This is a genomic window from Pseudomonas sp. CBZ-4 (assembly GCF_000346755.1).
Classification (GTDB): Bacteria; Pseudomonadota; Gammaproteobacteria; order Pseudomonadales; family Pseudomonadaceae; genus Aquipseudomonas.
Window position 1 is genome coordinate 40,902 of sequence record NZ_ANNV01000139.1, and the last position, 22,926, is coordinate 63,827.

Genomic DNA, 22,926 nt, shown 5'->3' on the forward strand with positions numbered 1-22,926 from the left:
CTTTTGTATCAAAGACGCTGTAAGATACGCCGCACTTAGCCAGGGATGCTCACCATGTTCGACTCGTTCAAAACGATCTGCCGCCGTTTATTCGGTGCATTAGCGACGGTGGTGGGTGCCCTGTTCGGCCAATGGCGGCCGCCGTTCTGGCTGCGTGCCATCGGCGATGGCCTGTTGGCGCTCGGCCACAAGGCGCGCGCTTATCCGCGCCAGGCCGGGGCTGGCGTGTTGGGCCTGGTGCTGCTGGCTGCCGCCGGGTTCTATGGCTGGCAGTGGTACTCCCACCTGCCCAAGCCGCATACCGTGAGTTATTCGCTGCACAAACCCAACCTCACCGACTACACCCAGCAGACGCCGGTTGTGGATAACCTGCAGGTGCGTTTCGCCGAGTCCGTGGCTCCGCTGGCGGCGATTGGCAAGCCGGTGAGCGCAGGCATCACCCTTAAACCGAGCGTGGCGGGCACGTGGCGCTGGTCCGATGACCGCACATTGCTGTTCGTGCCGGAGAAAGACTGGCCCATCGACGCCGGTTACACCCTGGACCTGGCGAAGAAAAACCTGCTGGCCGACGGCGTATTGCTTGACCAATACAGTGCGCAGTTCTCCACCCAACCGTTCCGCGCCACCCTGGCGCAAAACGAGCTGTACCAGGACCCGTCCAATCCGACGCTGAAGCAGCTGGTAGCTACCTTCCACTTTTCCCACCCGGTGGATGAAGACAGCCTACGCAAACGCGTATCCGTAACCCTCGGCAAAGGCCTGGCCTACCGCGACGCCCAGTTGCCCAATCGCCCGGAAATCACCTTCGACGAGAAAAAACTCAACGCCTACGTGCGCTCCGCCGCCCTGGCCACGCCGCTGGAAAGCACGCCGGTCAGCGCCAAGCTCGACGAAGGCCTCAAGGCCCGCGACGGCGGCAACGCCAGCACGGCACCACTGGTGGCCGAAGTCACCGTGCCCGGGCGTTATCGCCTGACGTTTACTGGCGCCGACGTAAGTTTTGTCGACAACCAACGCGGCGAACCGGAGCCGGTGCTGATGTTCAGCAGCTCCAGCGCCGTAGCCGACGACACCATCGCCGGTAAGGTGCAGGCCTGGCTGCTGCCGGAAAAGGCCGAGGACGACACTCGCCCCTACAACAGCAACGACATCGACGACGCCCTGCTCGCCCGCAGCAGCAAGGTCAACCTGACCCACGTGCCCAGCGTCGAACCGCTGAACACCCTGCACGCCTTCAAGTTCAAGGCGCCAGCTGGCCGCGCTATCTATGTGCGCGTGCCGGCCAACCTGGAAGCCATCGGCGGCTATTTGGCGAAGAATCCTACTACGTCGCTGATCAGCATGCCGGCGTATCCGCGCACGTTGCAGTTCTTGTCTGACGGCGCATTGCTCAGCCTCAATGGCGAAAAACGCCTGGGCTTCATGGCCCGTGGCGTGCCCGGCGCCCATGTGGAAATCGCCCGCCTGCTGCCCAACCAGTTGCAACACCTGGTGGACCAGAGCAGCGGCAGCTTTGCCCGGCCGAATTTCGGCAACGAGTACTTCGATCGCATGGTGGAGCGTCAGTCGCTGGACATTCCACTGTCGTCCAATGACCCGGCGAAAACCGTGTACGACAACGTCGACCTCGGCCACTACCTCACCGCCAACGGCGGGCGGCGCGGCATCTTTGTGCTCAAGCTCAGCCCTCAGGACGAGCCGGTCGAGCGCACCTTCGAGTACGACCGCAGCAGCACCAGCGACCTGCGGTTTATCGTGGTGACGGACCTGGGCATCATCGCCAAGCGCTCCAGCGACGGCAGCCATGATGTGTATGTGCAATCCATCGGCAACGGTTCGCCGGTGTCGGATGCGCAAGTCGATATCATCGGCCGCAATGGCTTGCCGGTCAGCAGCGGACGCACCGACGCCGAAGGTCACGCGCATTTCGCCAAGCTGGATGAACTGCGCCGTGAGAAAACGCCGCTGATGTATGTGGTCACTCGCGGCAACGATCAATCCTTCCTGCCGATTGCCCGTCAGTCCCAGCAGCTGGATTTGTCGCGTTTCGATGTAGGCGGTTTGGAAGAAGACGGCGCGATTGATCGTCTCAGCGCCTACCTGTTTACCGATCGCGGCCTGTACCGCCCGGGCGAAACCGCGCACCTGGGCATGATCGTGCGCAGCGGCAACTGGCAAGGCGCCCTGCAAGGCCTGCCGGTGGAACTGCAAATCACCGACCCACGTGGCCTGGAAGTGATCCGCCAGCCGCTGAAGCTGTCCGCCAGCGGTTTTGAGACCTTTGACTTCCCCAGCAGCGAAGTCGCCCCCGCCGGGGAGTACACCGCAACCTTGCAGTTGATCGGCCAGAAGCAGACCCGCACCGACCTGGGCAGCGTGAGCTTCAAGGTCCGCGACTTCGAACCGGACCGCATGAAGGTCAGCCTGAGCCTGCACGACACCCCCGTGCAGGGCTGGATTCCACCGGACCAGGTGGTGGCCAAAGTCACCGCGATGCACCTGTTCGGCGCCCCGGCCGCTGGCCGCCGGGTCACTGCAAAAATGTCCCTGAGCCCAACGCTCGCGGCCTTCGAGCGTTACCCCGACTACCGCTTCCGTCTCAACGATGGCCTGGAAGACGCCACTACCGAAGACCTGGCCGAAACCAGCGTGGACGACAACGGCCAGGCCGTGCTCGACCTCAACCTGCAACGTTTCGCCAACAGCACCTATCGCTTGCAGGTCATGACCCAGGTGTTCGAAGCCGAGGGCGGGCGCAATGTGGCGGCGCAAAGTGCGTTGCTGGTGTCGTCTGCACCCTACCTGGTCGGTGTGAAAAGTCAGGATTCGCTGTCGTACGTCGCCAAGGATGCGCCGCGCCAGGTGCAATGGCTGGCCGTCGCGCCAGACCTTTCGACGGTAGCCGTGGACGGCCTGACCAGCGAAGTGGTCGAGCACCGCTACGTGTCGGTGCTGGTGAAACAGTCCAACGGAACCTACAAGTACGAGTCGCGCATCAAGAACATCAGCCAGCCGGCTTCGCCGCTGGTGATGACCAAAGAAGGCGCCAGGCAGGCCCTGAACACGTCCGCGCCGGGGGATTTCACCCTGCAGCTGAAGGACGCCAACGGCAACCTGCTCAACCAGATCGACTACAGCGTGGCCGGGCGTGGCAACACCTCGCGCTCACTGGAGCGCAACGCCGAGCTGCAACTGCGCCTGGATAAACGCAGCTACGCCAGCGGTGACGAGATTGCCATCAGCATCCGGGCGCCCTACACCGGCGCCGGCTTGATCACCATCGAGCGCGACAAGGTCTACACCCAGCAGTGGTTCAAGGCCGACAGCACCAACAGCGTGCAACATATCCGCGTGCCTGCGGGGCTTGAAGGCAATGCCTACGTCAACGTGCAGTTTGTGCGGGACATGGGCTCGGCCGAGGTGTACATGAGCCCGCTGTCCTACGGCGTGGTGCCGTTCAGTATCAACCTGGATGCGCGGCGCATGGCGCTGAAGGTCGAAGGTCCGGCGAAGATCGAGCCGGGGCAAATGCTCGACATCAAGGTCAACGCCGACCGCCCGGGCCGTGCGGTGGTGTACGCGGTGGACGAAGGCATCCTGCAAGTGGCGCGCTACCAGACGCCGGACCCGCTGGGCTTCTTCTTCCAGAAGCGGGCGCTGGAGGTCGGCACCAGTCAGATCCTTGACCTGATCCTGCCGGAATTCAGCCGCCTGCTCAGTGGGGCAGCGCCCGGTGGCGATACCGAAGGCGCCCTGGCCAATCACCTGAACCCGTTCAAGCGTAAACATCAGCCACCCGTGGCGTGGTGGTCCGGTTTGGTGGACTTGCCGGCCGGTGAAAGCGTGCTGCATTACCAGGTGCCGGACAGCTTCAACGGCAAGCTGCACCTGTTTGCAGTGGCGGTGGACAGCGACAGCGTGGGCGTTAGCGAAGCCACCACCGACGTGCGCGGGCCGATTGTGATCACGCCAAACGTGCCGGCCTTTGTCGCGCCGGGAGATGTGTTCAACGTCAGCGCCGGGGTGTTCAGCAACCTCGATGCGGCGGCCGATGTGAGGTTTGAAGTGCAGACCAGCGACGACCTCAAGGTGCAGGGCGACAAGGGCAGCACCCTGGCCCTGCAACCGCGCAAGGAAGGCACCGCCGAGTTCAAGATCAAGGTGGGCGACACCCTCGGTTCGGCGGACCTGCGCTTTGTCGCGGTGTTGCCGGATGGCAAGCGCATCCAGGTGGCCGAGACCACGTCGATTCGCCCGCTGAGCGAGCACCGTGTGGCCTTGAGCCTGGGCCGCTTCGACAGCGCCAGCAAAGAGTTGAAACCGACCCGCGAGCTGTTCAGCCAACTGCGCGACGTGCAACTGGGCGTTGCGGCCTCGCCGCTGGTGTGGGCCAACGGCCTCAAGCATTACCTGGACGACTACGGCTACGCCTGCACCGAGCAATTGGTGTCCAAGGCCATGCCCGCGTTGATCTGGGGTGGCAACGCGCCAGAAGCCGAGCAAGCCTTCAACAGTGCGGTGCGCATGCTGCGTCAGCGCCAGAACCCGGCCGGCGGCTTTGGTCTGTGGGCGGCCAACCCGGACGTGGCGCCGTACGCCAGCCTGTACGCCACCGACTTCCTGATCGAGGCCAAGGAGCGCGGGCTGCCGGTGCCGGAAGACCTGCTGGTGCGTTCGAACGCGTATCTGACAGACCTGGCCAACGGTCCTAGCGAAGGCCTGTCGGAATTGCGCAATCGCGCCTACGCCAGTTACCTGCTGAGCCGTCAGGGGATTCTGGTGAGCGGCGCCTTGAGCGATATCCGCGAGCGCTACGAAAGCTACTTCAAGGACAGCTGGCAGAATGACCTGGGCGCCGCTTACCTTGCCGCCAGCTACAAGTTGCTCAAGCAGGATCGCCAAGCCGATGCCTTGTTCCGCAAGGTTCCATGGCGTTCCCTTGTGGATAAGTGGAGCAGCGACGGCCTGTATTACGACCCGCTGGTGCACGATGCCGAACACCTGCACCTGCTGGCGCGCCACTTCCCCGAGTTGCTCGATGATGTGCCCGTGGCGCTGCTGGATAAGCTCGGCAAGCGTCTCAACGAGCAGCGCTACAACTCGCTGTCGGCGGCGCTGTTGCTGCGCGCGCTGGACAACTATGGCCAGCGTGCGCAAAGCGACATGACCCTCAAGGCCACCGCCTGGTTGGGCGACAAACAACAGCAATTGCTGGAGATGGCCGGCCAGCCGCCGCGTGCTGCGGTGCCGGGAACCACGCAAAAACTGGTCATGGAAAAATCCGACGGCCCAGCCGCCTTTTACATGCTCAGCGAGGCCGGTTTCGACAAGGGCGCCAAGCTCAAGCCAATCACCAATGGCCTGGAAATCATCCACGAGTACCTCGACCTCAAGGGCGAGCCGGTGAGCAAAGTCGCGGTGGGCGATGAGTTCCTGGTGCGCTTGCGCCTGCGGGCCACCGACCGTGACCAGGTGCAGCAAGTGGCCGTGGTCGATCTGCTGCCGGGTGGCGTCGAGCCTGTGTATAACTTGCCGCCGGAGCCGGAAGCCGCCAGTTCAGAGGACGGTGAAGAGTCCGAATACGTCGAAGAAGACAGCCAGGAGGAACCGACCTGGCAAGCGCCTATCGGTGAAACCGAGCTGAGCAACTGGCAGCCGGAGTACGTGGACGTACGGGATGATCGAGTGGTGTTGTACGGCACCGCACTGCGTGATGTCGGCACGTTCGTGTACCGCGTGCGCGCCACCAACGCCGGCACGTTCAACACGCCACCGGCCTACGCCGAAGGCATGTACGAAACCACCCTGCAAGGGCGCGGCAAAGTAGGCGAGCTTGAAATTACCAAGCCTTAAGCGCCTGACACTGCCGCTGTGCGCAGCGGCGGTGGTCCTGGTGGGGCTGCGGCTGTGGCCCCATGCCCCGCTGGAACACGCGGTGACCTCATCGCGAGTGGTGCTGGCCGATGACGGCGCGCTGCTGCGCATGACGTTGGCGGATGACGGGCAATACCGGCTTTGGCTACCGCTGGAGCGGATTTCCCCTTCGTTGGTCGAAGCCTTGCTGCTCAAGGAAGACCGCAATTTCTACTGGCACCCGGGGATCAATCCCCCGGCATTGCTGCGCGCGGCCATGGCCACCTACAGCGGCGGCCAGCGCCAGGGCGGCTCGACCTTGAGCATGCAACTGGCGCGGCGCCTGTGGGACCTGAACACCCGCCAAGTGCCGGGCAAGGTGCAGCAGATGGCCTTGGCGCTGTGGCTGGAAGCGCGCTACAGCAAGCACGACATCCTTGAGGCCTACCTGAACCTGGCGCCCATGGGCGGCAATATCGAAGGCGCCGAGGCCGCCAGCCGTATCTACTTTGGCAAGTCGGCGGCGCAGTTGTCGTTATCCGAAGCCCTGGCGCTGGCGGTGATTCCACAGCAGCCGGGGCGGCGTGCGCGCTTCGGGCCGTCGTTGCAAAACGCGCGGCTGCGCTTGATGGCCGACTGGCGCGAGACTTATCCACAAGACCCGCGTAACGACAGTTTGCTGGAGTTGCCCCTGGAGGCGCGCAGCCGCCAGCAGATCCCGTTCCTGGCGCCGCATTTGAGCGAACAGTTGCTGGCGTCCCAGCCCGGCAACGAGCTGAACAGCACCCTCAACCTGCCCTTGCAGCAATTACTCGAACGCCTGATCACCGGCTTTATCGCCGAACGGCGCAGCACCGGGGTGGAGAACGCCACGGCAATCCTGATCGACAGCCGCGACCAGCGCGTCAAGGCGCTGGTGGGTTCGGCCGATTACTTATCCACAGGCATTCACGGCCAGGTCAATGGCGTGCTGTCGCGACGCTCGCCGGGTTCGACACTCAAGCCTTTCCTGTATGGGCTGGCGTTGGACCAGGGGGTGATCCACCCCATGAGCATCCTCAAGGATCTGCCCAGTAACTTCGGCTACTTCCAGCCGGAAAACTTCGACGGCAGTTTTGTCGGCCCGCTGACGGCGCGGGATGCCTTGATCCGTAGTCGCAATATTCCGGCGGTGTGGCTGGCCAGCCAGGTGAAGTCGCCGTCCTTGTATGGATTGCTGCAACGCGCCGGTATCAAGGGCCTGCGCGATGAAAGCCATTACGGCCTGGCCCTGGCTCTCGGCGGTGGCGAGATGACGCCGGAAGAGCTGGCGCGGCTGTATGTGATGCTGGCCGGTGATGGGCACCTGCGATCACTGCGCTATTTGCAGGAGCAGCCGCCATCCACCGGTGCACAACTGCTCACACCGCAAGCCGCCTTTATGGTGCGCGACATGCTGCGCCGCAACCCGCGCCCGGACGGCTTGCCCGGTCGCCATTGGCGTACGGCGTGGAAGACCGGCACCTCGTGGGGTTTCCACGATGCCTGGAGCGCCGGGCTAGTGGGCCCTTACGTGCTGGTGGTGTGGGTGGGCAACTTCGATGGCCGGCCGAACCCGGCGTTTATCGGCGCCAAGACCGCCGCGCCGCTGTTCTTCCGCATCGCCGACGCCCTGCCCCTGGCCTTGCCCAACGTGATGATCAAACCTGACAAGGCGCCGCCCGGGCTGGTGCGCATCGAGGTCTGTGCGGCGTCCGGCGAATTGCCCAACCGCTGGTGCCCGCAAACCCGCAAGACCTGGTACATCCCCGGCGTCTCACCGATTCGCGTGTCCAACCTGCACCGCCCGGTGCTGATCGACACGCGCACCGGCAAAGCCGCCTGCCCGCCGTTCGAGGCGCAGTACACCCGTGAAGAAGTCTTCGAGTTCTGGCCCAGCGACGTGCAGCGCCTGTACCGCGCCGCCGGCCTGCCCCGGCGCACGCCGCCCAGCGTGATGAAAAACTGCCAGCCCAACCGGATCGGCGACCAGAGCGAAGCGCCACAGATCCGCTCGCCGTTGACCCAGGTGAGCTACCAATTGCGTCTGTCCCAGCCTCAGGAAAGCATCCCGCTAAGTGCCAACGCGGCCAGCGATGCGGCGACGCTGTACTGGTTTGCCGACCAAACGCTGATCGGCCAGGGGCCGCCGCAAGCCACGCTGAACTGGCGGCCGGGCAAGTCGGGGGAGTATCGGTTGCGGGTCAGTGATGACCAGGGGCGCAGCACGAGTCGCGGGCTGCGGGTGGAGTTTGTGCCGTGATCGGCCGGCTACGCGACAACTTCCACGTAGCTGGACTCTCCGCCTCCGGTCGCACCTGACAACCAACCCCAGACAAAAGCCAGGGTGGTACGCCCGGCGTGATCAACGCCTACGGTGCCCCGAGACCAACCCGCCAGCAACTGCCCCTCCATGGTCAGGCATTGAAAGAGCAGCTCGATGGTGTCCGGGCCGGTTACACGCCCGACCTGCAGGCCGGTGCGAATCCGCCCACCCTGGTAGGTGCTCGAGATAGCGTCGTCTTCGACCAGGTAGTGAAATACCGTGCCGCTGCCGGAGAGTCCCTGGCTGTTGTTCGCTACCGCAAATCGGCGATCGTGCAAACGCTCGCGGATCGGGGAAAAGGCAGTCTGCATGGATATCGCTTCCTTTCGTCGTGGGGATCCGTTTCGGCGTCAGTCGTGAACCATCACTGGCGCTGTGCAACCGCCTGCGTATAGAGCTCGGCGTAGGCCTGGCCCAACCCTTCCGCGGTGAAAACGTCCAGATAGCGTGCGCGCGCAGCCTCACCGTAGCGCTGTGCCAGCGCGGGATCGTCCCACAGCGTCTGCATCGCCGAACGCAGGGCGCCGGCATCCATTGGCGGCACGACAATACCGGTCGAACCGTGCTGGTTGATGAAGCTGGTGCCTGTACCGATTTCGCAGCAGATCAGCGGCTTGCCGAACATCGCGCCTTCCAGCAGGCCAATGCCGAATGCCTCGGAGCGCAGGTGCGACGGAAAGACCACCGAATAGCAGGCCTGCATCAGGTTGACCTTTTGCTGCTCGTCGACACTGCCAAGGAAGTGCACGTTGGTCAGGTTGGCGCGGGCCGCGATGCGCATCAGTTCCTGCTCCAGCGGGCCGGCACCGACGATCAGCAACGGCCAAGGCGATGCTTTCATGGCGTCCAGCAGGAAGTGCAGGCCCTTGTAGTAGCGCTGCACGCCGACAAACAGGAAAAAGCGCTCGCCGTAACGTCGCCGCAAGTCCAATACCGCCTGCGCGTCTGGCTCTGGATACAGTGACTGGGCCAGGCCGATGGGAATCGACTGTGCCTTGTCCTGATAACGCTGCAGTACGGACGAGCTTTGCAGGTAGTTCGGACTGGTCGCTGCAATCGCATCGACCCGCCCGAGGAAAGCATGCATCAGCGGGCGGTACACCTGAAACAACACCTTCTGGCGCACGATATCGGAGTGGTAGGTCACCACACTGGGTTTACCCAGCCCCTTGGCCAAGTGGACCAGGTCCATGAACGGCCACGGGTAGTGGTAATGGATCACGTCCGCCTGCTCCGCCAGACGGGCAAAATCCGCAAACGCCGACCAGGAGAACCCGGTCCTGGCGAGATTGAGGTTTTGCCTCGACTGGAACATGCGATAGCTGGAAGTTTCCTGGGGCGGCAGCGGATCGTCTGCCAGGGAGAGCACAGTATTCTGATAGCCCTGGGCCGATGTCGCGTGCGTCAGGTGCCGGATGAACATCTCCACGCCCCCGAACTGGTCCGGGCCGAAGGTCTTGTAGAAGTGCAAAACTCTCACGAAAAATGTGCTCCCCGCGACATCAGCCTTGCGCCGACAGTTTGATCCACAGACCGTCGACTTTCTGGATCGGGCACTGCGCGTTGAAATCTTGTGTTTCGGTACGCACGGCCGTCATGGCGTTGGCGTTGCCCTGGACGTTCGTGAACGAGATCAGGCCGCAATCCTTGATGCGTACGACCAGCGGGCTGACGTCCGGGAACACGTTTGTCGCGACGCTGAAGCCTGGGTAACCGCTGATCACTTTGGTCACCTTGCCAATGTTGCGGGCGGCTTCCAGGCGGGTTTCGCCGTCTGGCATCTGAATGAAGCGCAGGTATTGGCCGTCCTGTTGCGGGATCTCGACCGGCACTGGTTTGGCAGCCGCCTGAGGCGCTGGGGCGGTGGGTTTGTCGCAGCCGACGAGGGTCAACAGTACAGCGCCAACGAAGAACATCTTGTTCATGCGGCGATACTCCTAGGGATGATTGGAAAGTAGGGGGTGGGTGGTAATCAGGGTGTGCATTCAGGTACGTCCCGCCTCGCAGAAGCGCCGGTACGCGGTGCGTGCAGCAATGGCCATACGCGGTGAAAACGAGAACAGCAGCAACGACGACACCGACACCAGCCAGCGCCGGCGAAACCAGCAGAGTAGGTATTTGTTGAGCAGCAGGTGCAGGTAGCGCCCCGCCTTGTGCCGCTTCGTACGACGGGCGCGCAGGCTGTGCAGGTCAGCGCCAGTCAGGATCGTTTCCGGCGCATAAGGCTCTGTGAGGAACCGCTGCGGCGGCGTCACGCCAAGGCTCTGCCAGTCGTGGACCTCGAAATTGTCCAGCAGCAGGTCTTCCCACGCACAGAACAGGTCGAAGCGGGTGTGCGAAATATGATCAAGGTCCAACGCCTGGCCGCAGGTCTGCAGGAAGCGCAGCAGGATGGCCTGCTCGGGCAACAAGCGAAACGAGGTGTAGCCCTGGAACGTGCCGATCGGATTGATCCGTGGGCCGCCTGCCAAGTAGACAAATTCTGCGGGCAGCGGGCCGATATTCCACAGCCGTCGAAGGTCGTCGGTGCGGCCGAACTGCAACGTATCGCTCAGGTGAAACAGGTAGCAGAGCTTGATCGGATTGCGCAGGAACAGATTCGAAACGCCAATCCTCGCTCCCAGCAGGCTGGCAGGTTGCTCATCGCCCATCAGCGCCAGCAGCGCGTTGCTGCACAGCACATGATCGGTGCGCAGTTTGAGCGAGTACTCGCGCGTGGCCAGGGCCAGGCCATTGGCGACGGTGCTGATGAGCTTGTTGACGTTGTTGATGTTGCCGCTGGCGTCTGCAAAATGCACGGCCGATGCATCGGCCACGCATTGCACGCCGTCGAATGACACTGCGGTGCAGTCGTCCGTGGTCGACAGAATGATCTGCGCCCCCGGCAGGTGCTGGCGCACCGACTCGATTGCCCGCGCTGCGATATCCACCGGCCCGTCCTTCAAGCGGCCCTGGAGAATGACCGTCAGCCTGCTGGCGTCGATGCTCATGCGTGCTTGTTCAACTGGTGGGCCAACATCAGGGCCAAGGCCACGACCGTCACTGTCGGGTTGCGCGATCCGCATCGCGGAAACAGCGAAGATCCGGCGACGTAGACATTGTCGGTGCCGATAACACGGAAGTCCTTGTCCACCACCGCGTTCTCACCCGCGCTCATGTTCAGCATGCCGACCAGGTGATGGGTACCGAAGGCATTTTGGTAATGCGGTTGTTCGGCTTCGCGGACAGGCACCACGCCCAGTGCTTCCATCTTCGCGTAGATCGCGGCGATCACAGCGTCATAACGATGCTTGTTGCCGTGGTAGCCATCGGTATCCATGCGCACGGAACCGCCTTCATAAAACAGCGAGACGTCCCATTGCGGCGGGATTTCCAGGAGGATGTACAGGCTCAGGATGCTGGCCAGGTCTTCGACCGACTCCTGTACCGCCCAGCTGTTCAGCTTTTTCAGGTCCAGGGAGCCGGTCAGGGCAGCATCGCTGGCCGAGGTCATCAGGCCCAGCGTGGTGTACTCGATCCCATCAAGCTCGCCGGACAGCTCCGGAATGACCACTTGCGCGGCGGTGTTGACCTGGAAAAACGGGATTTTCGCCTGCGGCAAGCGACAGGCCAGCTCGGCCACGGCGTGGTCCTGGCAGTAACGCCCGATGAACGCCTGTGGCGTTTCGTCCGGCAGGTTGCTCTTCCACAGCAGTTTCAACGATTCAACGCCGTGCGCCGCAATGACTACGCGATTGAAACGAATGCTCAGAGGCCCCTTGGGGGTATGGCAAATCGCTTCGACGGCTTTGTCGCCTTCGAAACGCAAGTGATCGACCAGCACCTCATTCAGCACTTTGGCGTGGTTGCGGATGTGCAACGAGCGGGTCTTGGCGTCCATCGGGCATAGCTCGCAGTCCCCTGCTCCCATGCAGAGGCCTTGCCCATCGAGGTTTTCCACCGACAGGTTATGGGCCTGCGCGCCAATGTAGGCTTGTGGGAAATACGGCGACAAGGCGCGGTTCCAGCGACGCGAGCCTTTGATTTCCGACAGCGGGTTGCGCTCCTCCGGATCACGAGGATCAGCACTGATGCGCAGCAACTGCTCGGCAGTGCGGTAGTAGGGTTGCAGCGTCTGGTAGTCGAAGGGCCAGCGGAATGCGTCGGCCGTCTGGTCGAATACCGCCTCTGAAAGTCGGAAGCTCAAGCCACCCCAGTGGTTGGAACAGCCGCCATCCACGAGGATGTAGTCGGAGGCGCAATCGTCTGGCAGCTCCTCGGGCACATTGAAGGCGTGCACGGACTCATAAGAGCGGCGGATCAGTGCATCGTGGCGGTCTGCTTTTTCCATCTCGTTGAAGCGTGCACGTCGCTCGAAGATGTTGAACTTCTCGCCACGGTCAACAATAAGGCAGGGGCCCTTCAAGGCATGGGCAACCGTACGTCCGGCAAAACCGTTGCCGATAATCAGCGTTTCAACAAACATTAGCCTGTAACTCTGTAAAAACCGGGCGTCCCCAACGTACGGGTCTTGGGCGCTACCACGAACAACGAACGGTTATGGTTGACCAAGTGGTAAAGGAGGGCCTCACGGTCTTCATCCTTGAGATTGCGCGAGTAAAGCTTTATCAGCAGGTCGGGGGGCAGGTGGCGAAACTTCACGTGTGAGTTGCCTTCCTGCAGCGCGCGAAAATCCAGGGGCGGCCCCATCGACTGCCGCCCCAGCCAGCCGCCCAGCGCAATGCCACCGGCGAACACACCAAGCCCTGCAACGAACTGTCTACGCTTCATCGGCTCACGTTCTCACGCGGACGATCCGCTGATAGAAAAAGCGCACCAGCTGACGCAACCTCGACACCGGCCATGCGATCAAGGGCGAGCTGAGCAGGGCTTTTTCCAGCAGGGTGGAGAGCAGGAACATCTGGAAGCGGTTTGCGTCCGCCGCCGAGCCCGCATTGCTTGCCGTGCTGTTGAACACGTTGTTGGCACTGCGCGCCATGTAGCCGAGTTTCAGGCGCGGCATCAGCAACACGATGTTCTTGTCACGCAGGCCTTTGAACAGAAAGGTGAACGAGGCCAGCTTGCGGACAAAATCCATCGTGACCTGATCCTGGTGCAAGCCAAAGTCGATCAGCAGCCAGGACTCGGACGCCGTGCTCAATTTTGAGCCGATCACATTGGCGTCGGCAATGAACTCGCCGTTGTTGACACTGCCCTTGTCATGCAGGAAATCATCCAGCTGGAAGGTTGTGAACGTTGGCACAGGCTGCGCTTGCGGCACCGACCATGTGCACTCATCGATCACCACGACCTGGGTGAGCAATGAGGGTTGCAGTTCAACCTGCGACAGAAAGGCCGCCAGTTCGGCCTGCTTGCCCTGTGCCGCATCCTGGGAAATCAGAAAGATGTTCATTTCCTGCGCTCCACATAGCTATCGAAAGGCGTGGAGTTGTGGATCGCCCGCACACAATCGCGAAAACTCGAGAAATAGAAGACTTCGCCGTTTCGACGGTACAGCTTGAGCGCCGACAGCAAGGTGCCAGGCAACGCCAGGACGCGAGGATGGAAGTACTCGTCCAGGCCTTTGTAGAACCAGCTTTGCAGTGGACGCTGGCGCAGCATGTTGCGGAACTCGGAGCTGCCAAAGACCAGGTTGCGCTTCGCTTCGCGAGGGTTGCTCATGAACTCCAGGGCAATCGACTCGATGATGGTGTTCGGCAGTTGATCCAGAAGCACCCACTTCTCAAAGTCGCGGATGAAGGCCATCACGGATTCCAGGTCATTGCCGAAACCACAGCCTTGCACCACCTCGTCTACCAGCCTCAGCCACGCGCGCGAGCTGATGGTCTTCACGCCGGTAGGAATATGCGGGAGCGTATCGCCAACCGCGTACTTGTTGGCAAAGCGTTGCAGGCGGATAAGCGCCTCGTCCGCCGACATGCGGATCAGCGGCTTCTTGCGCAGCAACGAAAACTGCGAAGGCCCTGTATGGCCGAAACGACCGCTGTGCAACTGGACTGGCGATCCGGTGCCGAGCAGTGCCCGGGACGTCACCGATTGGGCCACGCCATAGGGGTTGACCCGCGAAGGCACACCACCCTTGGACGCACGAATGCCGTGCTCGATGTCCTCGAACTCGGCCCACAGCAGGGACTCGTCGAGGGGGAACGCCTGCCACACTTCCTTGCGGCAGATGTACATGCTGCCGGTGGGGTAGCTGGCGTCTTTGGCGTAACGCATGGGGCTGGCAAAGCAGAACCCGGTTCGTTCGACTTCAGCAAACAGCGCAGACGCGATACTGACTACGGTGTTGTCGCTGCGGTGCATGCCCTTCATGCCCTCGGCAATCACCCCCATCGCCATGCCGTAGTCCGAATAGCGGCGCGGCCCGAAGTTGCGCACGTTGTCGAAGAACAGGCTTTGCAGGGTCATCAACGGGTAGCGCGGGCCGAAACGGCGGACCATTTCACCGAAATGCGCGGGCAGGAACACCCGGTCATGCAGGATGACCAGGTTGTTGTAGCGCGCTTCATCGGCGATGCGATTCTTCTTCTTGCAGATCTGCACGGGCGGCGCGGTGATGTCTTCACCGACGATGCGCACCTGGTCGAAGTAGCGGAAATTCTTGCCTGGCGTGCCGCACAGCAGGATTTCCTTGTTGGGGATATCCAGCTCGAGGATGCGCTGCACCACGGCATTGAGCACCGTGGCGTCTTCGGGACCCACCGGGATGCCGAACGTCCAGCTGTCCAGGTCATCGTCGGTTTGCGCCGGCAGCACGGCGGCCTTGCGGTACACCACGCGGTTGGCACTGCGTTCTTCGCACACCAGGGCCGTGTTGAAGTAGGCACGGTCCAGGTAGCTTTCTACGGCGGAGTCTTCAATGACGGTGAGTGTTTCGCCCACGGCCAGAAAATGCGCAGCGTCCCACAGCAGCAACGGGCTCAGCTGCGAGTCGCTTTGCACACCGTAAAAACAGTACGAGCCAGGACCATAGATATCCAGCGGTCGTTTGGCTGCATGCAGCCCTTTGACCGTGGTATCAGGGACACCTTGCTTGAAGCGACGGAAGGAAAACAGCGTCTGGCTGCCTTGCGTCACGCTCAGGTCTGCCGGGATCGGGCGCAATTGCTTGGGCCCGAGGTAGCCCAGTTTTGGATCGTGTTGCAGCTCTATCGTTTTCATTCTTCTACGACATATTTGTCATTCAACGCGCCGGGCACCTTGACCACAACGGTCACTGCATCGCTGAGTGCCTTGAAGGCCGTGATGTCGCCTGGTTCGAGCACGACGATGTCGCCGGCGCCCCAGGTCTTGCCACACATCTCGACTTCGCCGGACAGGATCAGCGTCACTTCCGTGGCGATCTTGTGATAGTGAGCCGCCTCGGCATCACCCGCCGCGTACGGCTTGACGGCCACTTCACAGGCTTGTGTGCTGAACGCAGTCGGCGTGAAACCACCGACAAACCAGCCCTTGACCATGTCTTTCAGATTGGCGGTGTTCATCGTGGGCCTACATTCTCGAACGCGTGCAACTGGTGATGGCTCTTGAGCGGGTGGTACTGGCTCGGGTCCACACGGTGGGTGCCGATCTTCTTGTGCAGCAGCACCAGTTCGTTGAGCGCCGGCGCAATGTAGAACGCATCGTTGACCTTGAAGTCCTTGCGGATCATTTCCTTCACGGCCTCGACAAACACACTGCCCTTGGCAAACCAGTACAGACCGGCCACGGCGTGGTTGCTGATCGGGTTCTTCTCGGCAGCCTCGACCACATACCCCTGCGGGTTCTTGCGTACGAACGAGTAGCGCGGGTGCAGCGACTTGAATACCACGACGCCGGCATCGCATTCGTCGCGACGGAAGTCTTCGACGATATTGCCCAGCGGCGCATCGAGCAGTTCGTTGCAGCTGAGGATCAGCAGTTCATCGTCGTTGTCGATGCTCTCGGCGGCCAACAGCGCGGTGCAGGCAGCGCCCATGGTCAAGGTGTGTACCGCGTGAATAGAGGCGATCGGACTCATCTGCTGCAACATGTTGCGCAGGTGGTACTTGGCGACGTCAGCCTTGGGCAGCATGCAGGAGATGCTGGCCGGGTTGAGCTCCAGGCACTTTTCGACCAGGTCCTGGATCAACGGAATGCCATCGCGTTCGGTCAGGTAGCCTGGGTAGTTGCTTTCGGATATGACCGAAGTGGTATCGCCACCGGCGAGCAGTATGATGTTCAACTTGCGCACAACATTTCCTCCAGCTCTGGAGCCTTGGCGTTGATCTGTTCGATCCGGGCAGTGATGTTGTCCAGGTTCACATCGGCGACATCCTCGACCACCAGCACGTGAGCGCCGGAAGCACGGGCGGCACGGATGCCGTTCTCGTTGTCTTCCACGATCAGGCACTCTTCAGGCAACAGCCCGAAGGACTCGATGGCCTTGATGTAGATATCGGGTGCAGGCTTGGCGTTGGGCACGTCTTCGTTGGAAAACTTGCGGTCCAGGTACTGATCCAGGCGCGACTTTTCCATCATCACTTCGACGGTGTTGCGGATCGAGTTGGACGCCACGGCCAGCTTGTAGCCCTGGCTCTTGAGCGACGACAGCGCGTACTGGTGAACGAAGGTTGGCTTGCACTGGGCGTAGACGATTTCCATCGTGTACATCTGCTTCATCTCGTTGATGAACTGGTGCAGTTCCACCGGCAAGTCACGCTCGACGCTGAGGATGTCCAGCTTGCGCGAGGTTGGCAGACCATCGTAGGTGGTCAGGTGTTCATGGCGGCTGATGGTGTGGCCGAACAGGTTCAGCGCCTTGTTCAGCGCTTCGTAGTGCCAATCTTTCGCTTCGATCAGCACACCATCCATGTCGAAAATCACGGCTTTAATCATGATGTCATTCCTTGAAGAAAGAGCGAGCTGCTTCGGGCAGGTCGGTGCATAACGTCAGGTTGTCGGCGCCCTGGAATTGGACGAGGAGTCGCCACAAGGACATGTGTTCGCGGCCGTGCAGTTCCGAGGACACTACACATACCTGCTTGCCCTGGCCCAGCAGGTCGGCAAGCTGGGCGGACGAGTACCACTCGGCACCGAAGCTATCCAGCCAGATACCGTCAGCCTCGTTCAGCCACGCGGGTACGGGCTCGACCTCACTCTGGCGGGTATAGCTGCTTACACCGCTGGCGAGGTAGCTGCGCATATCGGGTACAGCCATGTCGAAGACAAACCAGTTGCTGTGGCCATGCGCTTCGAACGCCGCCTTCAGCGGAGCACAAAGGCCATCGGCCTTGATGTTCATCGCCAAAGGCAAGTTGCGCCCAGCCATGATCGCCAGCAGTTCGTCCAGCGACATTTCGCTGCCGTCAGGCATATCGTGGGAAATAACCAGACGCCCGCCGATGTCGCGTACGTCGGTTTCCGTGCCGAAGCCCAGGTCGAATGAGCGCTCGAAGGCAACTCGCTGGTTACGCTCGGGCTTTTGCAGCCAGTAGCCGCGGTGACTGATGATCTGCATGATCGATCAGCGCCCTGCACACGCTGCGCGGCTGACCGGCAGATCGAGGAACAGGTTCAAGTCCGCCGGGATACCCAGGCCATACATGCCTGCGCCTTCCGAACCGACGTTGTAATGGATGACCAGGGCCTGATCTTCGATCATCTCGTTGTAGGCCGGCGCAACGTAGAACTCGCCATTGACCCGCAGGTCTTTGTCGAACATCGCTTCGATGGCGCCGATCAACTGGCGACCGCTGCGGAAGTTGTAGATACCCACCGTGGCCTCATCGGAAATCACTTCCTTTTCAACCACCGAGTTGATGCGCCCGTCATCGGCGAAACCGACAAAGGACCACTTCGGGTCGTTCGCCTTCATGGTCATGATCAGGCCGTCGGCATCCTGTGCCTGCATGGCACTCAGGTAGTCGTTGATGTCGACGTCAACGTATTGATCGCTGTTGGCGATCATCACCGGATGATCGGAGTCGATCAGATCCTTGGCCGCATACACGGTGCACGCTGCACCTTCTGTGACACCGTTCAACTCGACAATGGCGCAACCTGGCGCCCAGGCCTGCAGCTTGTCTTTCAGGCCGTAAGCCTCAACGTGCGCCGCCTGGCAGATAAAGATGAAGCGGTGCTCGCAGGCGGGGGTGAGGTTGTCGATGACCACTTTGATCATCGGCACCGAGTGCACAGGGATCAGCGGTTTCGGATCGGCGTAGCCTGCCACTGCGAAGCGGCTGCCGGCACCGGCCATGGGAACGACTATGTTAAGCATTTGAACTCCTTTACCTACGTACTAGGTACTCTTCATACGCATCAATGACTTCACTGGCCGGGCCAATCATTTGTACCCGTCCGTCCTTGAGCCAGCACACGCGGTTGCATAGCTCCCTGACTCGTTGTGAGTCGTGCGAGACAAATACGACAGTCTGGTTACCCATCATCATTTCTCGCATGGTGGCTTCGGCCTTCTCACGAAAGTGGCCGTCGCCGACACTGAGCACTTCATCCAACAGGATCACATCAGGTCGTGAGTACTTGGAGATGGCAAAGCCGAGGCGCGCCTTCATTCCGGTGGAATAGCTGCGCACGGGCACTGCGGCGCTGGCCTGGAGTTCGGCGTAGTCGAGAATCTCGTCGCTCAATTCGCGCATGCGCTTGCGGCTCATGCCCATGAGCATGCCGCTGAGGACAATATTGTCGCGGGCGTCGAGGTTTTCATCGAAACCCAGCTGCAGATTGAGCAGTGAGACGCTGGATACCGACTGGGTCAGGCTGCCACGGGTGGGCTGGTAGATCCCCGCCAGTACCTTGAGCAAGGTGCTCTTGCCGGCGCCGTTGCTGCCGACTATTCCGAACGTATCGCCACGGGCGATCGAAAAAGACAGATCGTGCAATACCGTGGTGGAGGCACGCGACAGCAAGCGCAGACCATTACGGAAGGTCAGCGACAGTGATTTGATTGTCATGGCTGCAGGCATCGTCATTTGCTCAGCGCCATGGCATAGGCGTTCTTGTTCCGGGACAGGAACAGGACGGCCAGAATCAACAACACCAGTGCACCGCCGGCCAGGGTCAGCAGGTCAGCCAGTACCGGGGCACGCTCGTACATCAACACATCGCGGTACATTGAAATCAATGCGGCCAACGGGTTGATATCAAGCAGGAAACCCAGCTCGGCAGGGATGTTGGCTTTTGCATAGAACACGCCAGAGGCAAACATCAAAAACTGCAAGCCGGTGGAAATCAGGATGCGCAGGTCCGGCATGAATGGAATCAGCCCGGCAACGAATACACCCACCGCAGCGGTAATAATCAACTGCACGAAGGCGATCAGCGGGACGTACAACCAAAGCCAGCTGGGCGTATTACCCAGGGCACACAGAAGCAACAGCAACAAGACAACGACCAGTGACTCTTTCACCAGGTCCTTGAATATTGATGTCATCGGGAAGATCAGAGGGTCAACCTTGCAATGCTCGAGAATGTGCTTTTTCTCGTAAATTGCATCGGTGCAATTCATCACGCTCTTGTTGAACCAGGTCCAGAACGTGACGCCGATAATCAGGAAAACTGCAAAGTTTTCGACCTGAATACGCAGCAAATGACCAAATACGCTGTAGTAGATGCCGAGCAGGAGCATCGGTTCAAGCACCCACCAGGCAAGGCCCAGCCGGGTTCGTGTCGATTCTGATTTAAGCCCTAGCCGGGCACGTTCCATCGCCACTTGAAGTGTCGACCAAACGTTCAGACTTCCGTGTCGCCAACGCATCACACAGCCTCAGCAAAAAAAACAATCGGAAAGTCTATAGGAATAATGGCATTTAGCCCAGCAATCAATACCCTTTTCATACAAAAAAGTTCAATTTTTCAGACGAACGTTACTTGCGCCCACGACACAACGCCGCCATTGCGACGCTGGCGAATCCTGAGGATCGGGCTGAAAAAAGGAGGGCGATGGGAGCGATAGAGGCCCGCACGTCGGCGGGCCTCCAGGTGACGGTCTGTTACTCCACCGTTACCGACTTCGCCAGGTTGCGCGGCTGGTCAACGTCAGTGCCCTTGAGCACGGCAACGTAGTACGACAGCAGTTGCAGCGGGATGGTGTAGAGGATCGGCGAGAGGATGTCGTTGATGTGCGGCATGTTGATGACGTGGGTGCCTTCGCCGTTGGTCATGCCGGCTTTTTCGTCGGCGAACACCACCAGTTGGCCGCCACGGGCGCGCACTTCCTGGAGGTTGGACTTGAGCTTCTCCAGCAGTTCGTTGTTGGGCGCGACGGTAACCACGGGCATGTCGTCATCCACCAGGGCCAGTGGGCCGTGTTTCAGCTCGCCGGCCGGGTAGGCCTCGGCGTGGATGTACGAAATTTCCTTGAGTTTAAGGGCGCCTTCCATTGCTACCGGGTATTGCGCGCCACGGCCGAGGAACAGGGTGTGGTTCTTGTCGGCAAACAGCTCGGCGACTTTTTCCACGGTGCTGTCCATGGCCAGGGCTTCGCCGAGGCGGGTTGGCAGGCGGCGCAATTCTTCGACCAGGGTGGCTTCGACGCCTTCGCCGAGGGTGCCGCGCACTTGGCCGAGGGACAGGGTCAGCAACAGCAAGCCAACAAGCTGGGTGGTGAAGGCTTTGGTCGAGGCCACGCCGATTTCGCGGCCGGCCTGGGTCAGCAGGGTCAGGTCGGATTCACGCACCAGGGAGCTGATGCTCACGTTGCAGATCGCCAGGCTGGCGAGGAAGCCCAATTCCTTGGCGTTACGCAGGGCGGCCAGGGTGTCGGCGGTTTCGCCGGACTGGGAGATCGTCACGAACAGGGTGTCGGGCTGCACCACCACCTTGCGGTAGCGGAACTCGCTGGCGACTTCGACCTGGCACGGGATGCCGGCCAGTTCTTCCAGCCAGTAACGCGCAACCATGCCGGCGTGGTAGCTGGTGCCACAGGCGACAATCTGTACATTGCGCACGTTGGCGAACAGCTCGGCGGCTTGTGGGCCGAAGGCGTTGACCAGCACTTGGCTTTGGCTCAAGCGGCCTTCCAGGGTGCGTTGCACCACAGCCGGTTGCTCGTGGATTTCCTTGAGCATGAAGTGACGGTATTCGCCCTTGTCGGCCGCTTCGGCACCGTCGCGGTATTGCACGGCTTCGCGCTCGACGGACTGGCCATTTACGTCCCAGATCTGCACGCTTTCACGGCGGATGTCGGCAATATCGCCTTCTTCCAGGTACATGAAGCGGTCGGTGACCTGACGCAGGGCCAGTTGGTCGGAGGCGAGGAAGTTTTCCCCCAGGCCCAGGCCAATCACCAGCGGGCTGCCACTGCGGGCGGCGACCACGCGGTCGGGTTGGCTCGCGCTGACCACGGCCAGGCCATAGGCGCCGTGCAGTTCCTTGACCGTGGCCTTGAGGGCGGTGGTCAGGTCGCCGTGGTCCTTGAGCTTGTGGTTGAGCAGGTGGGCGATGACTTCGGTGTCGGTGTCCGAGGTGAACACGTAGCCCAGGCCCTTGAGTTGTTCGCGCAGCACTTCGTGGTTTTCGATGATGCCGTTGTGCACCACCGCCAGGTCGCCGGAGAAGTGTGGATGGGCGTTACGCTCGCATGGCGCGCCATGGGTGGCCCAGCGGGTGTGGGCAATACCCAGGCGACCGACCAGCGGCTCGCCGGCCAGGGCCTGTTCCAACTCACTGACCTTGCCCGGACGGCGCATGCGCTCCAGCTTGCCGGCATTGGTGAAGACCGCCACACCGGCGCTGTCGTAGCCACGGTATTCCAGGCGCTTGAGGCCTTCGAGCAGGATGGCGGTTACGTTACGTTCGGCGACTGCGCCAACAATTCCACACATGATGTTTCTCCTAGATGATTGCCGCGCATATCAGCGTAATGCCGCGGGCTTGGATCTGGTCGCGGGCCTCAAGCGGCAGGCGATCATCGGTAATAAGGGTATGGACGCTGCTCCAGGGCAGTTCCAGGTTGGGAATCTTGCGGCCGATCTTGTCGGATTCGACCATCACCACCACTTCCCGGGCGACCTCGGCCATGACACGGCTCAGGCCCAGCAGTTCGTTGAAGGTGGTGGTGCCACGCTGCAGGTCGATGCCATCGGCACCGATAAACAGCTGATCAAAGTCATAGGACCGTAGCACTTGCTCGGCGACCTGGCCTTGGAACGAATCCGAGTGCGGGTCCCAGGTGCCGCCGGTCATCAACAGCACCGGTTCGTGTTCCAGTTCGCTCAAGGCGCTGGCCACGTGCAGGGAATTGGTCATCACCACCAGGCCGGGCTGGTGGCCCAGTTCGGGGATCATGGCGGCGGTGGTGCTGCCGCTGTCGATGATGATGCGCGCGTGCTCGCGCAGGCGCAGCACGGCAGCACGGGCGATGGCGCGCTTGTACACCGAGATGGGCTGGGCGGCATCGCCGACCAATTCCTGGGGCATGGTGATGGCGCCACCGTAGCGACGCAGCAGCAGGCCGTTGCTTTCGAGGGCGGCGAGGTCCTTGCGGATGGTCACTTCCGAGGTTTCGAAATGCTTGGCCAATTCGTCCACGCTGACTTGGCCCTGTTCATTGAGCAAGGCCAGGATGTTGTGGCGGCGTTGGGGTGTATTTCGTTTCGACATGGCAGTGATAAGTTTCGTTTCGAAAGATAACGAAGGCAATCAAAACCTATTGGCGAAAGATCGTCAAGCGGGGCTGAGTAGATTTCTCGAAAAATCCCCAATCAAATGTGGGAGCTGGCTTGCCTGCGATAGCGGTGTATCAG

19 protein-coding genes are annotated in these 22,926 nt (G+C 61.3%); 2 read left to right on the forward strand and 17 right to left on the reverse strand.

Annotation, left to right across the window (positions count from 1 at the left end; all coding sequences use genetic code 11):
* The first annotated feature begins 54 nt into the window (after positions 1–54).
* Entirely contained in the window at positions 55–5,853 is a 5,799-nt protein-coding gene (locus B348_RS0118810) for an alpha-2-macroglobulin (protein ID WP_026136894.1), read from the forward strand.
* The gene (gene pbpC / locus B348_RS0118815) at positions 5,834–8,134 is read left to right on the forward strand and encodes a penicillin-binding protein 1C (RefSeq protein ID WP_026136895.1); all 2,301 of its coding nucleotides are present in this window, start codon (positions 5,834–5,836) and stop codon (positions 8,132–8,134) included. Before B348_RS0118810 ends, pbpC begins: the two co-directional genes overlap by 20 nt.
* An 8-nt stretch (positions 8,135–8,142) precedes the next feature.
* On the opposite strand, the gene B348_RS0118820 is transcribed toward pbpC, so the two are convergent.
* From B348_RS0118820 to B348_RS0118900, 17 genes are all read right to left on the reverse strand, one after another.
* On the reverse strand, positions 8,143–8,508 hold the full coding sequence (locus B348_RS0118820; protein ID WP_017737624.1) for a hypothetical protein: 366 nt from the start codon (positions 8,506–8,508) through the stop codon (positions 8,143–8,145).
* A gap of 53 nt (positions 8,509–8,561) precedes the next feature.
* Positions 8,562–9,677 carry a glycosyltransferase gene (locus B348_RS0118825; RefSeq protein WP_026136896.1) on the reverse strand — a complete coding sequence of 372 codons (1,116 nt, stop codon included), beginning with the start codon at positions 9,675–9,677 and terminating at the stop codon, positions 8,562–8,564.
* Between the two features lie 22 nt (positions 9,678–9,699).
* Positions 9,700–10,122 carry a hypothetical protein gene (locus B348_RS0118830; RefSeq protein ID WP_017737626.1) on the reverse strand — a complete coding sequence of 141 codons (423 nt, stop codon included), beginning with the start codon at positions 10,120–10,122 and terminating at the stop codon, positions 9,700–9,702.
* A gap of 60 nt (positions 10,123–10,182) precedes the next feature.
* A complete protein-coding gene (locus B348_RS0118835; RefSeq protein ID WP_017737627.1) occupies positions 10,183–11,187 on the reverse strand; it encodes a WavE lipopolysaccharide synthesis family protein in 1,005 nt (334 codons plus the stop codon).
* Positions 11,184–12,662, reverse strand: coding sequence for a GMC oxidoreductase (locus B348_RS0118840; protein ID WP_017737628.1), 1,479 nt, complete (start codon positions 12,660–12,662; stop codon positions 11,184–11,186). Before B348_RS0118840 ends, B348_RS0118835 begins: the two co-directional genes overlap by 4 nt.
* Complete coding sequence (locus B348_RS0118845; RefSeq protein ID WP_017737629.1) at positions 12,662–12,967, reverse strand: hypothetical protein; 306 nt, start codon at positions 12,965–12,967, stop codon at positions 12,662–12,664. Before B348_RS0118845 ends, B348_RS0118840 begins: the two co-directional genes overlap by 1 nt.
* A gap of 4 nt (positions 12,968–12,971) precedes the next feature.
* The gene (locus B348_RS0118850) at positions 12,972–13,589 is read right to left on the reverse strand and encodes a hypothetical protein (protein ID WP_017737630.1); all 618 of its coding nucleotides are present in this window, start codon (positions 13,587–13,589) and stop codon (positions 12,972–12,974) included.
* The gene (locus tag B348_RS0118855; RefSeq protein ID WP_017737631.1) at positions 13,586–15,361 is read right to left on the reverse strand and encodes a hypothetical protein; all 1,776 of its coding nucleotides are present in this window, start codon (positions 15,359–15,361) and stop codon (positions 13,586–13,588) included. The genes B348_RS0118850 and B348_RS0118855 overlap by 4 nt, the downstream gene beginning before the upstream one ends.
* Entirely contained in the window at positions 15,358–15,684 is a 327-nt protein-coding gene (locus tag B348_RS0118860; RefSeq protein ID WP_017737632.1) for a cupin domain-containing protein, read from the reverse strand. Before B348_RS0118860 ends, B348_RS0118855 begins: the two co-directional genes overlap by 4 nt.
* On the reverse strand, positions 15,681–16,412 hold the full coding sequence (locus tag B348_RS0118865; protein WP_017737633.1) for a glycosyltransferase family 2 protein: 732 nt from the start codon (positions 16,410–16,412) through the stop codon (positions 15,681–15,683). Before B348_RS0118865 ends, B348_RS0118860 begins: the two co-directional genes overlap by 4 nt.
* A complete protein-coding gene (locus tag B348_RS0118870) occupies positions 16,400–17,056 on the reverse strand; it encodes an HAD family phosphatase (protein ID WP_017737634.1) in 657 nt (218 codons plus the stop codon). The genes B348_RS0118865 and B348_RS0118870 overlap by 13 nt, the downstream gene beginning before the upstream one ends.
* A 4-nt stretch (positions 17,057–17,060) precedes the next feature.
* Complete coding sequence (locus B348_RS0118875; protein WP_017737635.1) at positions 17,061–17,678, reverse strand: hypothetical protein; 618 nt, start codon at positions 17,676–17,678, stop codon at positions 17,061–17,063.
* A 6-nt stretch (positions 17,679–17,684) separates the two neighbouring features.
* Complete coding sequence (locus B348_RS0118880; RefSeq protein WP_026136897.1) at positions 17,685–18,440, reverse strand: glycosyltransferase family 2 protein; 756 nt, start codon at positions 18,438–18,440, stop codon at positions 17,685–17,687.
* Positions 18,441–18,450: 10 nt separating this feature from the next.
* Positions 18,451–19,134 (reverse strand): ABC transporter ATP-binding protein, encoded by a 684-nt coding sequence (locus tag B348_RS0118885; protein WP_157356525.1) that lies wholly within the window; start codon positions 19,132–19,134, stop codon positions 18,451–18,453.
* A 14-nt stretch (positions 19,135–19,148) separates the two neighbouring features.
* The gene (locus tag B348_RS0118890; RefSeq protein WP_256204463.1) at positions 19,149–19,886 is read right to left on the reverse strand and encodes an ABC transporter permease; all 738 of its coding nucleotides are present in this window, start codon (positions 19,884–19,886) and stop codon (positions 19,149–19,151) included.
* A 286-nt stretch (positions 19,887–20,172) separates the two neighbouring features.
* On the reverse strand, positions 20,173–22,005 hold the full coding sequence (glmS, locus tag B348_RS0118895; RefSeq protein WP_017737639.1) for a glutamine--fructose-6-phosphate transaminase (isomerizing): 1,833 nt from the start codon (positions 22,003–22,005) through the stop codon (positions 20,173–20,175).
* A 10-nt stretch (positions 22,006–22,015) separates the two neighbouring features.
* On the reverse strand, positions 22,016–22,783 hold the full coding sequence (locus tag B348_RS0118900; RefSeq protein WP_017737640.1) for a DeoR/GlpR family DNA-binding transcription regulator: 768 nt from the start codon (positions 22,781–22,783) through the stop codon (positions 22,016–22,018).
* Positions 22,784–22,926 lie beyond the last annotated feature (143 nt).

Bases quoted from the DNA above. Each gene is read 5' to 3' on its own strand.
- B348_RS0118810 (WP_026136894.1), top strand. From the start codon at position 55: ATGTTCGACTCGTTCAAAACGATCTGCCGCCGTTTATTCGGTGCATTA.
- B348_RS0118820 (WP_017737624.1), bottom strand. From the start codon at position 8,508: ATGCAGACTGCCTTTTCCCCGATCCGCGAGCGTTTGCACGATCGCCGA.
- B348_RS0118830 (WP_017737626.1), bottom strand. From the start codon at position 10,122: ATGAACAAGATGTTCTTCGTTGGCGCTGTACTGTTGACCCTCGTCGGC.
- B348_RS0118835 (WP_017737627.1), bottom strand. From the start codon at position 11,187: ATGAGCATCGACGCCAGCAGGCTGACGGTCATTCTCCAGGGCCGCTTG.
- B348_RS0118840 (WP_017737628.1), bottom strand. From the start codon at position 12,662: ATGTTTGTTGAAACGCTGATTATCGGCAACGGTTTTGCCGGACGTACG.
- B348_RS0118845 (WP_017737629.1), bottom strand. From the start codon at position 12,967: ATGAAGCGTAGACAGTTCGTTGCAGGGCTTGGTGTGTTCGCCGGTGGC.
- B348_RS0118850 (WP_017737630.1), bottom strand. From the start codon at position 13,589: ATGAACATCTTTCTGATTTCCCAGGATGCGGCACAGGGCAAGCAGGCC.
- B348_RS0118855 (WP_017737631.1), bottom strand. From the start codon at position 15,361: ATGAAAACGATAGAGCTGCAACACGATCCAAAACTGGGCTACCTCGGG.
- B348_RS0118860 (WP_017737632.1), bottom strand. From the start codon at position 15,684: ATGAACACCGCCAATCTGAAAGACATGGTCAAGGGCTGGTTTGTCGGT.
- B348_RS0118870 (WP_017737634.1), bottom strand. From the start codon at position 17,056: ATGATTAAAGCCGTGATTTTCGACATGGATGGTGTGCTGATCGAAGCG.
- B348_RS0118875 (WP_017737635.1), bottom strand. From the start codon at position 17,678: ATGCAGATCATCAGTCACCGCGGCTACTGGCTGCAAAAGCCCGAGCGT.
- B348_RS0118880 (WP_026136897.1), bottom strand. From the start codon at position 18,440: ATGCTTAACATAGTCGTTCCCATGGCCGGTGCCGGCAGCCGCTTCGCA.
- B348_RS0118885 (WP_157356525.1), bottom strand. From the start codon at position 19,134: ATGACAATCAAATCACTGTCGCTGACCTTCCGTAATGGTCTGCGCTTG.
- B348_RS0118890 (WP_256204463.1), bottom strand. From the start codon at position 19,886: ATGGAACGTGCCCGGCTAGGGCTTAAATCAGAATCGACACGAACCCGG.
- glmS (WP_017737639.1), bottom strand. From the start codon at position 22,005: ATGTGTGGAATTGTTGGCGCAGTCGCCGAACGTAACGTAACCGCCATC.
- B348_RS0118900 (WP_017737640.1), bottom strand. From the start codon at position 22,783: ATGTCGAAACGAAATACACCCCAACGCCGCCACAACATCCTGGCCTTG.